Here is a 13,444-nt window from a genome sequence, read left to right as displayed (position 1 = left end):
GATGGTACTGCATTTGTGGGAGAGTAGGTCGTTGCCTTTCTTGGAAGCCCTTCATGGAAACATGAAGGGCTTTTTTTATGTAATAGATAGTGATTGTTTTTTCTAAGATGATATGTACGTCATTCTTGTAACTTCTTAATCTATTTCTAAAAATGGAGTTGGTATTTTTATTTTTACTAACTTTGCTATTGAAATGAAAAAGGTATTCCATAAAATAGTGTCTTTTTTAATGGCTTTAATAGTGTTGTTCTCTACACTGTCATTTACTATAAATATGCATTATTGTGGAGATACTTTAGTTGAAACTGCGCTGTTCCATAAGGCAAAAGGCTGTGGCATGGAAATGGAAAAATCATCAACTGATGGTTGCGACATTTCAAAGAAAAGTTGTTGTGATGATAAGCAGGTGGTCATTGATGGCCAAGATGAATTACAATTAAGCGTTGATAAAATTTCGTTTGAGCAGCAAGTCTTCGTTGCTTCATTAATTTATACTTACATTAACCTTTTTGAAGGTTTAGATAAAAACGTATCTTCTTTTGAAGAATATAAGCCGCCGCTCGTCATCAGGCGTATCTACAAGATTGACGAAACCTATTTAATTTGATTTTTAAACTTTAGACTTTTTATCCTGTGAATTTGTGTTCATAAGGATAATTCATTGTATTTGGTGTTACCCAAACACCTACGTCTAATAGTTTAACAATCAAAGATATGCTAAATAAAAGCATCAAATTTTTAATAGAAAATAAACTCGTCGCAGTTCTATTACTTGTCCTTTTTGTAGGGTGGGGAACCGTTAATGCTCCGTTTAATTGGGATACAGGATTTTTACCAACCAATCCAGTTGCTGTAGATGCTATCCCTGATATCGGTGAAAACCAACAAATTGTATTTACTAAATGGGAAGGTCGCTCACCGCAGGATATTGAAGACCAAATTACTTATCCGCTAACAACCTCTTTACTAGGTATTCCTGGGGTTAAGACCATTCGTAGTTCTTCCATGTTTGGTTTTTCAAGTATCTATATCATTTTTGAGGAAGATATAGAGTTTTATTGGAGCAGAAGTCGAATTCTAGAAAAACTCAATTCGTTGCCAAGTGGTCTATTACCTGAAGGTGTAAATCCTGCTTTAGGTCCAGACGCAACCGCTTTAGGCCAAATATTTTGGTATACTTTGGAAGGACGTGATGAAAATGGTAACGTAACCGGTGGTTGGGATTTACATGAACTGCGAAGCATTCAAGATTACTACGTAAAATACGCATTATCATCTGCTAGCGGGGTGTCTGAAGTTGCCTCTATTGGAGGATATGTTCAGGAATATCAAATTGATGTAAATCCTGAATTAATGCGCCAATACAAGGTTGGTTTAAAACAAATTGTAAAAGCTGTTAAAGAGAACAACAAGGATATTGGAGCGCAAACTATAGAAATTAACCAAGCTGAATATTTAGTACGTGGTTTGGGTTATATAAAATCTATTTCAGATATCGAAAATGGCGTAGTTACTTCGGAAGATTTTACTGCTATCAAAATTAAAGATGTTGCCAAGGTATCTTTGGGTCCGGCAACTAGACGTGGTATTTTAGATAAAGAAGGAGCCGAAGTTGTTGGTGGTGTGGTGGTGGCACGCTATGGTGCAAACCCATTGGAAGTCATCAATAATGTAAAAGCAAAAATCAACGAGCTAAGTGCTGGTTTGCCTTCAAAAGTGTTAACAGATGGTAGGACATCCCAAGTAACCATTGTTCCTTTTTATGATAGGACCGAACTCATTCAAGAAACGTTAGGAACGCTTAATGAAGCGCTTACATTAGAGATTTTGATTACCATTTTGGTTATCATTATTATGGTATTTAATCTTCGTGCTTCGGTATTGATTTCTGGATTATTGCCAGTGGCAGTTTTGATGGTCTTCATAGCAATGAAACTTTTTGGCGTGGATGCCAATATAGTGGCTTTATCAGGCATTGCCATTGCTATTGGTACCATGGTGGATGTTGGTGTGATACTTTCAGAAAACATTATTAGGCATTTAGATGAAAACGAAAACAAGCTTCAATCAAACACAGTTGTGTATAATGCTACAGCTGAAGTATCAGGAGCCATCGTAACTGCAGTTATGACTACTATAATCAGTTTTATTCCTGTGTTTACCATGATTGGTGCTGAAGGAAAATTGTTCCGTCCGTTAGCCTTTACAAAAACTTTTGCCCTAACAGCTTCAATAATTGTAGCTTTATTTTTAATTCCACCTTTTGCTGCATTTTTATTCCGAAAAAAAAGTATACAAAAGAATTTTAAATATGTCTTAAATGGGGTTTTAATTGTGTTAGGTCTGTCAGTTATTGTTTTTGGTTATTGGCTGGGGTTAATCCTAATCGCTTTTGGTGTTACTGCACTCTTGAATCTTCAGGATAAGATTTCGGGCAAACAAACAAACCTTGCCAATATCATCATTTCAGCTTCAGCAATAGTATTCTTGTTGGCAGCATATTGGCGACCATTAGGCGTAAATGAGAGCATCTTTTTAAATCTCATTTTTGTTGCCATTATCTGTTTTGGTCTATTAGGTGTTTTCTCATTGTTCATTAAATACTATACGCATATTTTAAGATGGTGTCTGGATAATAAATTGCTATTTCTGTCTATTCCAACAGCAATAGTTATCGCAGGTTTTTTCATAATGAAAAATACAGGCAAAGAATTCATGCCATCATTAAATGAAGGTTCTTTTCTATTGATGCCAACCTCCATGCCGCATTCAGGAGTAGAAGAAAATAAGCGTGTTTTACAGCAATTGGATATGGCCGTAGCGAGTATTCCAGAAATTGAAACCGTTGTTGGAAAATCAGGTCGAACAGAATCGGCTTTAGACCCTGCACCTTTATCCATGTATGAGAACATTATTCAATATAAGCCGGAATATATGTTGAATGAACATGGGGAACGACAACTCTACAAAGTCAATGATGGGGGTTTATTTGAATTGAAAGATGGTCGTTTTGTCGCTAATCCAAATAATTCTGAAAATGTCACCTTGACCCCAGTTAAAAGGTCTCAATTAATTGAAGATAAAAATGGTGAATTCTATCGCAATTGGCGACCAGAAATACAATCGCCTGACGATATTTGGAACAAAATTGTAAAAGTCACCAAATTACCAGGTGTTACTTCCGCACCAAAATTACAACCTATCGAAACCCGATTGGTAATGTTGCAAACAGGCATGCGCGCACCGATGGGTATCAAGATTAAAGGGCAGGATTTAAAACAAATTGAAGCTTTTGGAATGCAATTGGAAAATATTTTAAAAGAAGCTGATGGCGTTAAAGATGAGGCGGTTTTTGCAGACCGAATTGTTGGGAAGCCGTATTTACTTATAGATATTGATAGAGAAAAAATTGCACGATATGGAGTAAGTATTGAAGAAGTACAGAATGTTTTAAAAGTCGCCGTTGGTGGTATGTCCTTAACCCAAACAGTTGAGGGCCGTGAGCGATACGGCGTGCGAGTTCGCTATCCAAGAGAACTGAGAGCAAACCCAAACGATTTGGAACAAATTTACGTGCCTGTTGAAAAAGGCAGCCCCGTGCCTTTAAGTGAATTGGCTACCATTCGCTACCAACAAGGTCCACAAGTCATAAAAAGTGAAGATACCTTTTTAGTAGGTTATGTGTTGTTCGATAAAATGGATGGTTATGCGGAAGTTAATGTAGTTGAAAATGCTCAAGCCATGATTCAAGCCAAAATAGATTCAGGGGAGTTAATTGTTCCCAAAGGCATCAGTTATCGGTTTACCGGAAGCTACGAAAATCAATTACGTGCTGAAAAAACTTTATCAGTGGTGGTGCCCTTGGCTTTGGCCATTATCTTTTTAATTCTGTATTTCCAATTCCGTTCGGTGGGTACATCGTTAATGGTTTTTTCAGGTATTGCAGTGGCTTTTGCCGGTGGATTTTTAATGATTTGGTTATACGGTCAATCTTGGTTTTTGAACTTCAGTTTCTTTGGTGAAAACTTAAGGGACTTGTTCCAAATGCATACCATCAATTTAAGTGTAGCGGTTTGGGTTGGGTTTATTGCGCTCTTTGGAATTGCAACTGACGACGGTGTGGTTATGGCCACCTATTTAACGCAAACTTTTCATAGAAATACTCCTGAAACCCAAAAAGAAATCAGGGCTTCCATAGTAGAAGCAGGCGAAAAACGTATCAGACCTTGTTTAATGACTACAGCTACAACTATATTGGCATTATTGCCTGTACTAACATCAACAGGACGAGGAAGTGACATCATGATTCCTATGGCCATACCAAGTTTTGGTGGGATGATTATTGCCTTAATTACCCTGTTTGTAGTGCCCGTTTTATATAGCTGGAAAGCTGAAGTTCAACTTAAAAGAACATCAAAATGAAACATAGAATAATTAATGTAAAATTCATATTTACTGTTGGTTTGTTTGTTTGGGGTGCTTATTCTAATGCCCAAGAGTTGGAAGTACTTATAAATGAAGCGCTATCCAATAATCCTGAGATTCAAAAGTTCGAATTGCAATATAGTATCGCTTCCGAAAAAGTAAATGAAATCGATGCCATACCTAACACTGAATTTAGTGTAGGCTATTTTGTAAGTGAACCCGAAACCCGCACAGGTGCACAACGTTTTAGAGTATCGGCTAAACAAATGATACCTTGGTTTGGTTCGATTACATCGCGAGGAAACTATATAACATCTTTAGCGGATGCTAAATACGAAGACATCGTTATTGCTAAGCGTAAACTAATGGCTTCTGTATCGCAATCTTATTATACGTTGTCTGCTAATCAGGCAAAACAGCAAGTGTTGAGTGAAAACATCAAGCTTTTAGAGACTTATGAAACCATGGCGTTAACATCGGTTGAAGTAGGTAAAGCATCAGCAGTAGATGTATTGCGTTTGCAAATGCGCCAAAACGATTTGAAGCAATTAAAAGCTGTTTTGCAACAGCAGTTTTTAGCTGAACAAACCAATTTAAATAATCTTTTAAATAGGGATAGTGATGTTAAGGTTACTGTGGTGGATAGTTTGAATATCCCTCTTGAAGATTTTGAATTGAATTCATTAAATCTAGAGGTGCATCCTGAATTGTTAAAATATGATAAACTTTACCAATCTGTGCAACAATCGGAGCTGTTAAACCAGAAAGAAGGCAACCCCATGATTGGATTTGGTTTGGATTATATCAATGTGGAACCAAGACCAGACATGAATTTTACCGATAACGGAAAAGATATTTTGATGCCCATGGTTTCGGTGAGCATTCCAATTTTTAATAAAAAATATAGGTCGGTTTCCAAACAGAATGAATTGCAGCAACAAGAAATCCAGTTTCAAAAGCAAGAACGCTTAAATGCTTTGGAAACACTTCTTGATAAGGCCATCAATGAACGTATTTCAGCGAGAATTAGTTATACAGCGCAAACCAAAAACTTGAAACAGGCCAAAGATGCTGAAGATATTCTTATTAAAAGCTATGAAACAGGAACTATAAATTTTAACGATGTTTTGGATATTCAGGAATTGCAGCTAAAATTTCAGATGAACCAAATTGAGGCAGTGAAAAACTATTTCATACAAAGCACCATCATTAATTACTTAATTAAATAATAATGAAACACACATATCATATACATGGAATGACCTGTAACGGTTGTCGAAGTCACGTAGAGGAGACACTCTCAAAAGTGGATGGTGTTTCCAATGCTACGGTTAGCTTGGAAAAAGCAGAGGCTACCATCGAAATGGAAAGCCATATTCCTTTGGAAACATTTCAAAAAGCATTGAAAGAGGATGGAGGCAGATATAGCATCCACAAACAAGGAGAACATCACCATCATCCAGAATCAAAAAAAGAAAGTCAGCCCAAAGGAAAGGGAACAGGAACTTTTTATTGCCCGATGCATTGCGAAGGCGATAAAACTTATGACAAACCTGGTGATTGCCCCGTATGTGGTATGGATTTGGTGGAGGAGCAAAAATTATCCAATTCTTCAACAGAACAATGGACCTGTCCCATGCATCCAGAAATTGTGAAAGACGAACCAGGTTCTTGTCCTATTTGCGGTATGGATTTAGTGCCCATGCAACCTGAGGCGTCAGCAGAGGAAAAGAATTATAAAAAGTTATTGAAAAAGTTTTGGATAGCCACCGCTTTTACCTTGCCCATTTTCCTAATCGCTATGAGCGAAATGCTCAATGACAATCCTTTGTACGAGGTCATGCAGCAAAAATATTGGAATTGGGTGCAATTTGCGTTGTCTATCCCCGTAGTATTTTATGCTACTTGGATGTTCTTTGAGCGTGCTTATAAAAGTATAAAAACATGGAATCTCAATATGTTTACGCTTATTGGTATTGGCTCAGGGGTGGCATGGTTGTTCAGTGTGGTGGGGATGTTATTTCCCGATGTGTTTCCAGAACAGTTTAAAACCGAATCGGGTGCTGTTCATGTGTATTTTGAAGCGGCCACCGTAATTTTAACTTTGGTGCTTTTGGGTCAACTTTTGGAAGCTCGTGCCCATAGCAAAACCAATTCGGCAGTTAAGGAATTACTGAAGTTGGCTCCAAATAAAGCCATTAAAATAGTAGATGGAGAAGAAGTGGAAGTAAATATCGATGACATAGAGTTGAACGATATTTTAAAAGTCAAACCTGGAGACAAAATTCCTGTTGACGGTATTATAACCGAGGGGAATACAAGTATCGACGAATCAATGATTACCGGTGAGCCTATTCCAGTAAATAAAGAAGAAGGAGATAAAGTAAACAGTGGCACCATCAACGGCAATCAATCTTTTTTAATGAAAGCCGAAAAAGTAGGGAGCGATACCTTGCTTTCTCAAATTATCCATATGGTGAATGATGCCAGCAGGAGTCGTGCACCTATCCAGAATTTAGCCGATAGAGTTTCAGCGTATTTTGTGCCTACCGTGGTCATTATTTCTTTAATAACCTTTGTTGTTTGGGCCATTTGGGGGCCAGAGCCCGCTTATGTTTTTGCTCTAGTAAATGCCATTGCAGTATTAATTATTGCATGTCCCTGTGCATTGGGATTGGCAACACCTATGTCCGTCATGGTGGGAGTTGGTAGAGGTGCCCAAAATGGTGTTCTCATTAAAAATGCCGAAGCATTGGAAAAGATGAACAAGGTGAATACGGTTATTGTTGACAAAACAGGAACCATAACTGAAGGTAAGCCAACGGTTGAAAAAATAGGCTCTTTTAGTAAAAGTTTCAGTGAAAATGATGTGCTGAATTATATCGTTTCGCTAAACACCAATAGCGAACACCCATTGGCCGAAGCAACCGTTAAATATGGAAAAGAGCATAATGCCGAAATTCTAAAATCCACCAATTTTAGTGCAGTAACAGGAAAAGGTGTTGAAGCCCAAATCAATAACAATAAAGTTGGGTTGGGCAATCCTAAAATGATGGAATATGCAAGCGCAGAATTAACTGAAGAAATGCTTGATGAAGCCAAACAGTTTCAGAAAAAAGGAAAAACAGTATCCTATTTATCGGTGGGCGATTCCGTTGTGGGTTATGTCGTTATTGGTGATAAAATAAAGGAAACCAGTGCCAAAGCCATAAAAGAATTGCAAAGCAAAGGAATTGACGTCATTATGTTAACAGGTGATAATCAAGAAACGGCACAGGCTGTTGCATCAGAAGTAAATTTGGCAGATTTCAAAGCAAGTATGCTACCAGAAAACAAATTGAAAGAAGTTGAAAAGCTTCAAGCCAACGGAAAAGTAGTGGCCATGGCAGGTGATGGTATTAATGATGCGCCTGCATTGGCAAAGAGCGATGTAGGTATAGCCATGGGAACTGGAACCGATGTAGCCATTGAAAGCGCCATGATAACTCTGGTAAAAGGAGATTTACACGGTATTGTTAAAGCCAAAAACTTGAGTAATGCAGTAATGAAAAACATTAAGCAAAATCTATTTTTTGCACTCGTTTATAACACCATAGGGGTGCCAATTGCAGCAGGTGTATTATTTCCATTCTTTGGAATTTTACTGTCACCCATGATAGCTGCTTTGGCCATGAGTTTTAGTTCGGTTTCCGTAATAGCAAACGCATTGCGATTAAGAAGGGTAAATATCTAAAAAATGGTAAACAGACACACAGCATTAAAAATTAGAAAAACACACCGTTATTTGGGTTTGTTTCTGGGTATTCAATTTTTGTTTTGGACCACAAGTGGTTTATACTTTAGTTGGACAAACATTGATGACATACATGGAGACCATTTTATAAATCCAGATTATAAGCCTAAAGTATTCAAAAATTTAATCAGTCCCAATCAATTGGCTGTTCCACAAGGTTTAAAAAGCATTGAGTTGCGGGATATTGGTGATACGCCATATTATTGGATAAATAAAGAAGAACTGTTTAATGCCATAAATGGAAATCCAAAAAGCGGCATTACTGAAACAGAAGCCCTTCAAATAGCAAAAAACTATATCAGGAAAGACATGAAAGTGAAATCTGTGGAAAGAATAGAAAAAGTTGGAAAACATCACGAATACCGAGAAAGGTTATTGCCAGCTTATGTTATTTCCTATAAAGGTAATGATGCTTTAAAGGCATATGTGTCTCTTGAGGACGGAAGATTTCAAACGATAAGGCATCGTGGTTGGCGTTGGTTTGATTTTTTATGGATGACCCACACGATGGACTATGAGGGCAGGGATAACTTCAATACAACAATATTGAGGATATTTTCATTAATAGGATTAATGACCGTGTTAAGTGGTTTTTTATTGTGGTTTACATCATCACTTTCCGTTAGAAAATTATTAAGAAGAAAAAATAAATAGAAATGAAAAAATATATTATTTATTCTGGAATATTGGTAGTTGGCTTGTTGCTTGGCTGGTTGCTTTTTGGGAGTTCTTCAAATGAAGAAGCTTCAAATACAACTCAAATGTGGACATGTTCCATGCATCCCCAAATTATGCAACCTGAACCGGGCGATTGTCCAATTTGCGGTATGGATTTAATACCAGCTGAAGTTGGCGCAGATGGTTTAACCGCCGACCAATTTAAACTTACTAAAAATGCTATGGCTTTGGCCAATATCCAAACCACTATAGTTGGTAAGGGAATTGCAGAAGAAAATAGTACGAAATTATCTGGTAAAATTGTTGAAAATGAAGAAGCTAATACGGTACAAGTAAGTTATTTTTCTGGCCGAATAGAACGCTTGAATGTTAATTTTACTGGTGAATTCATTCGTCAAGGGCAGTTGTTGGCCACTATTTATTCACCCGAATTGTACGCCGCGCAGCAAGAACTCATTACGGCAGCTTCACTACAGGAATCTCAGCCAGCATTGTACCAGGCGGTTCGTAACAAGTTAAAGATTTGGAAACTTTCCGATAGTCAAATTAATAATATTGAAACATCAGGAAAGGTTAGTGAAAATCTTCCGGTTTATGCTACGGTCTCAGGAACAGTTACTGAAAAACTGGTTGAGCATGGCGATTATATTAAACAAGGACAGCCTCTACTAAAAATTGCAAACCTTAATACGGTTTGGGCAAATTTTGATGTTTATGAAAATCAGATTGACAATTTCAAAAAAGGACAAGAAGTTTCAATAACTACAAAAGCCTACCCCAATAAAACATTCAATGGAAAAGTAGATTTTATCGATCCTATTTTAAATGCCAAAACACGGACCTTGGCTTTACGGGTGGTTTTAAATAATAAAGATGATATTTTTAAACCAGGCATGTTTGTATCGGCTGAAATTGAAAATATTAAAAATACGGCAAATGAAGTGATTACCATTCCGTCATCGGCAGTGCTTTGGACTGGTGAACGTTCTGTAGTGTATGTAAAACCGAACACGGAACAACCCATTTTTGAAATGAGGGAAGTGGATTTGGGAAGTCGTATCGCGGATACTTATGAGGTGCTGCAAGGGCTTAAAGCTGGTGATGAAATTGTTGCAAACGGAACATTTACAGTAGATGCTGCAGCACAACTGCAAGGTAAAAAATCCATGATGAACAAAGAAGGAGGTAAAACCATGACTGGCCACGAAGGGCATTTGGGGATAGAGAGTGAAAAGACAAAGGTTGAAAATGAAAGGATTGATGTGCCAAAAGCCTTTCAAAACCAGTTGAAAAATGTCTATAACAGTTATATCGATTTAAAAAATGCATTGGTAAAAGAAGAACTGAAAAATGCTATAAACGCATCAAAAAGTCTTTTGGAAAATTTGCCGAATATTGACATGAACTTACTAAATGGCGATGCCCATAACCATTGGATGGACTTGGAAAAAGAAATAAAATCTTCCGCAATGTCAATTTCAAAGTCATCAAGCATAAAAGAGCAAAGAGGCTATTTTAAAGAACTATCCTCAAAACTAATCCAGGCAGTTCAATCATTCGGCGTTAATGAAAAAGTTTTTGTAGAGTATTGTCCTATGGCAGATAATAACAAAGGGGCCTACTGGTTGAGCAAAGAGGAAAAAGTAATCAACCCATATTTTGGCAGTGCCATGTTAACCTGTGGCGAAGTAAAACAAGTGATAGATTAATGAAAAACAGATAATAACAATTAAAATTTTGAAAGATGAAAAAAGTAATTTTGAGTTTAGCCATGATAGCGGCAATAACAATGACAAGTTGTAAAAGCGAAACAAAAAAAGAAGCAGAAACTACTAATTTAGAAATGTCACAAGACATAACAATGACTGACATTTCCTTTGGAGTAAGGGGCAATTGCAGCATGTGCAAAAAGACCATTGAAAAAGCGGTTAACGGTGTTGAGGGTGTTGAAACTGCCAATTGGGATGTTAACAAAAAGAAAATAGAGGTGTCTTTTGATGGAAGTAAAACAAATGCAATGGCTATTCATAAGGCTATAGCGGCCTCAGGATACGATACCGAAAAATTACTCGGAGATATAGAGGCTTACAAAAACCTTCCAGATTGCTGCCAATACGACCATAGTATGGCAATGAACCAAATGGGAGAAATGCCAGCCGAAGACCATTCAGGGCACAATCATTAAAATCACTTAGTTCTAATTAATTTAGCTAGACGATTTTATTAAAAAAACAAAACCCTTAAAACATAAATGTTTTAAGGGTTTTTAAGTGGTACCTCCAGGAATCGAACCAGGGACACAAGGATTTTCAGTCCTTTGCTCTACCAACTGAGCTAAGGTACCTCGCCAAAGCGGATGCAAATATAAAGTCATTTTTATTATTTCACAAAATAAAATCATAAAAAGATGGACTATTTTAAAATTAAACAATTATAAAATATTTAAGATTTTAATCCTCATGGTTTTGTAGTTTTACACTTTTTCAATTTATAATGAATTTAATCATTGATGTTGGCAATACGTTTGTGAAACTTGCTGTTTTTAAGGGCAACAAGTTGATGAATAAAACATCTGTTGGGCTAAATAGCGTTATAGCTGAGATAAAGCAATTGAAAGGTAATTTCCCTGGTTTAAAAAGAACAATTGTATCATCTGTTGGAAGGTTAAATGATGAAGATGTAGATACAATAGTCGAAATTTTTGATTTGCTCCTATTGAATTCCAAAACAAAATTGCCTTTTACAAATTTGTACAAAACCCCAAAAACATTGGGTGTTGATAGGATGGCATTGGTAAGTGCATCTGTCAATCAATTTCCTGAAAACAATGTGCTAGTCATTGATGCCGGAACCTGCATCACTTACGATTTTATAAATGCCAAAAACGAATATCTGGGAGGTGCAATTTCTCCAGGTCTACGCATGAGGTATAAATCATTGAATAATTTAACTGCTAATTTACCGTTATTGGAGACAGAAGCGCCAAAAAATATTACAGGAACTTCTACCGAACAGTCCATACATTCTGGGGTGGTCAACGGAATTGTTAATGAAATAGATGGTGCCATCGCAACTTATAAACTTAAATATCCTGATTTAACAGTTATTTTAACAGGAGGTGATGCCAAATTCTTGTCTAAGCAATTAAAAAGTAGCATATTTGCCAATCCTAATTTTCTATTGGAGGGATTAAACTATATTTTACAATTTAACTTGAACGAATGATAAAAAAACTTGTATTAGTTTTTGCTTTAGTATTTACTATTTTCAATTATGCACAAGAGGGTACAGCTTCACCTTATTCTTTCTACGGTATAGGTAACCTTAAGTTTAAAGGAACGGTTGAAAACCGGAGTATGGGTGGTTTAAGCATTTATAACGATAGTATCCATATGAATTTAAGAAATCCGGCGTCCTATGCTGGTGAAAATGTTGGCATTTATCCCTTTAACGGAGAGAGCAGACCAGTTAAATTTACCGTCGGTGGTGGTTACACAAGTCAAGACTTAAAAAGTAATTCTGGTACTGAAAAAGCATCATCTACAACCTTTGATTATTTGGCGTTATCTGTGCCAGTTGGAAAACTTGGTTTTGGTTTTGGCTTATTGCCATACACTTCAGTAGGATATAAATTGGAATCTTTAAATAACGATGGCAATTTACAAAATAGGTTTAAAGGAGAAGGAGGAGTAAACAAGGTGTTTTTCGGATTAGGCTATCAAATAGCTAAAGGATTAACGGCAGGCGTTGATGTGCATTACAATTTTGGAAATATTCAAAACAGTACCTTAATTGTACAATATGACAATGGGGTTCCAACCCAATATCAATCTAGCGAGAGAAATAGATCGGACTTAAGCGGAGTGAATTTTAATTTTGGTTTGTCATATAAAAGGATGTTGAACAGTAAATTGGAACTTGTTTCCAGTATGACCTTTACTCCAGAAAGCAATTTAATCTCGCAAAATGAACGTTCAATTTCAACGGTTACTTTAAGCGCAACAGGACAAGAGTTTGTAGTAAACACCATTCAATCTAATTTGGAGGCTATGGGTCTTGCCGAAACTGAATTGATTTTGCCTTCAAAATTTGCATTTGGAGCTGGAATTGGGCAGCCACGAAAATGGTTTGTTGGTGCTGAAACTAGTTTTCAAAAAACCAGTAAGTTTTCAAACCAATTATACGGCACAAATGCAACGACTTATAAAGATGCCTACTCCCTCTCTTTAGGTGGGTTTTACATTCCAGATTTTAATTCTTTTGATAGTTTCTGGGAGCGTATTGTTTACAGAGCCGGGTTTAGGCAAGAAGAAACAGGGTTGAATATAAATAATGAATCCATTAAAGAGTTTGGCATATCTTTTGGAGTAGGCTTACCGGTTGGGGATGCTAGGCTGCTCTCAAACGCCAATTTAGGCTTTGAAATTGGAAAAAGAGGCACAACAAACAGCAATTTAATTCAGGAGAATTTTATAAATCTTCAATTAAGCTTATCTTTGAACGATAGATGGTTTCAAAAAAGGAAATATGACTAAAAGAACAAATTTA

Annotated in this window: 9 protein-coding genes and 1 tRNA gene; 9 read left to right on the top strand and 1 reads right to left on the bottom strand. The window is 36.7% G+C overall.

Going from position 1 to position 13,444, the window contains the following annotated elements; all coding sequences use genetic code 11:
* The first annotated feature begins 193 nt into the window (after positions 1 to 193).
* From WJN01_RS13685 to WJN01_RS13655, 7 genes are all read left to right on the top strand, one after another.
* On the top strand, positions 194 to 607 hold the full coding sequence (locus WJN01_RS13685; protein ID WP_445197719.1) for an HYC_CC_PP family protein: 414 nt from the start codon (positions 194 to 196) through the stop codon (positions 605 to 607).
* A 107-nt stretch (positions 608 to 714) separates the two neighbouring features.
* On the top strand, positions 715 to 4,422 hold the full coding sequence (locus WJN01_RS13680) for an efflux RND transporter permease subunit (RefSeq protein WP_445197718.1): 3,708 nt from the start codon (positions 715 to 717) through the stop codon (positions 4,420 to 4,422).
* A complete protein-coding gene (locus tag WJN01_RS13675; protein ID WP_445197717.1) occupies positions 4,419 to 5,654 on the top strand; it encodes a TolC family protein in 1,236 nt (411 codons plus the stop codon). Before WJN01_RS13680 ends, WJN01_RS13675 begins: the two co-directional genes overlap by 4 nt.
* 2 nt (positions 5,655 to 5,656) lie before the next feature.
* Positions 5,657 to 8,158: a heavy metal translocating P-type ATPase gene (locus WJN01_RS13670; protein WP_445197716.1), complete on the top strand. Its 2,502-nt coding sequence runs from the start codon at positions 5,657 to 5,659 to the stop codon at positions 8,156 to 8,158.
* A gap of 3 nt (positions 8,159 to 8,161) precedes the next feature.
* Positions 8,162 to 8,872: a PepSY domain-containing protein gene (locus WJN01_RS13665; RefSeq protein ID WP_445197715.1), complete on the top strand. Its 711-nt coding sequence runs from the start codon at positions 8,162 to 8,164 to the stop codon at positions 8,870 to 8,872.
* Between the two features lie 2 nt (positions 8,873 to 8,874).
* Positions 8,875 to 10,605 (top strand): efflux RND transporter periplasmic adaptor subunit, encoded by a 1,731-nt coding sequence (locus WJN01_RS13660; RefSeq protein WP_445197714.1) that lies wholly within the window; start codon positions 8,875 to 8,877, stop codon positions 10,603 to 10,605.
* 35 nt (positions 10,606 to 10,640) lie between these two features.
* A complete protein-coding gene (locus tag WJN01_RS13655; RefSeq protein WP_445197713.1) occupies positions 10,641 to 11,081 on the top strand; it encodes a heavy-metal-associated domain-containing protein in 441 nt (146 codons plus the stop codon).
* 86 nt (positions 11,082 to 11,167) lie between these two features.
* Here WJN01_RS13655 and WJN01_RS13650 read toward each other — a convergent pair.
* Positions 11,168 to 11,240: transfer RNA gene (locus WJN01_RS13650), tRNA-Phe, on the bottom strand.
* 149 nt (positions 11,241 to 11,389) lie between these two features.
* On the opposite strand from WJN01_RS13650, the gene WJN01_RS13645 reads away from it, so the two are divergent.
* Both WJN01_RS13645 and bamG read left to right on the top strand, forming a co-directional pair.
* A complete protein-coding gene (locus WJN01_RS13645) occupies positions 11,390 to 12,121 on the top strand; it encodes a type III pantothenate kinase (protein WP_445197712.1) in 732 nt (243 codons plus the stop codon).
* Positions 12,118 to 13,431, top strand: coding sequence for a BamG family beta-barrel-assembly machinery protein (bamG, locus tag WJN01_RS13640; protein WP_445197711.1), 1,314 nt, complete (start codon positions 12,118 to 12,120; stop codon positions 13,429 to 13,431). Before WJN01_RS13645 ends, bamG begins: the two co-directional genes overlap by 4 nt.
* Positions 13,432 to 13,444 lie beyond the last annotated feature (13 nt).

This window comes from Tamlana sedimenti, assembly GCF_038148895.1.
GTDB lineage: Bacteria > Bacteroidota > Bacteroidia > Flavobacteriales > Flavobacteriaceae > Tamlana.
The sequence above is the reverse complement of the archived record's forward strand: the minus strand, read 5'-3'. Positions and strand labels throughout refer to the sequence as shown.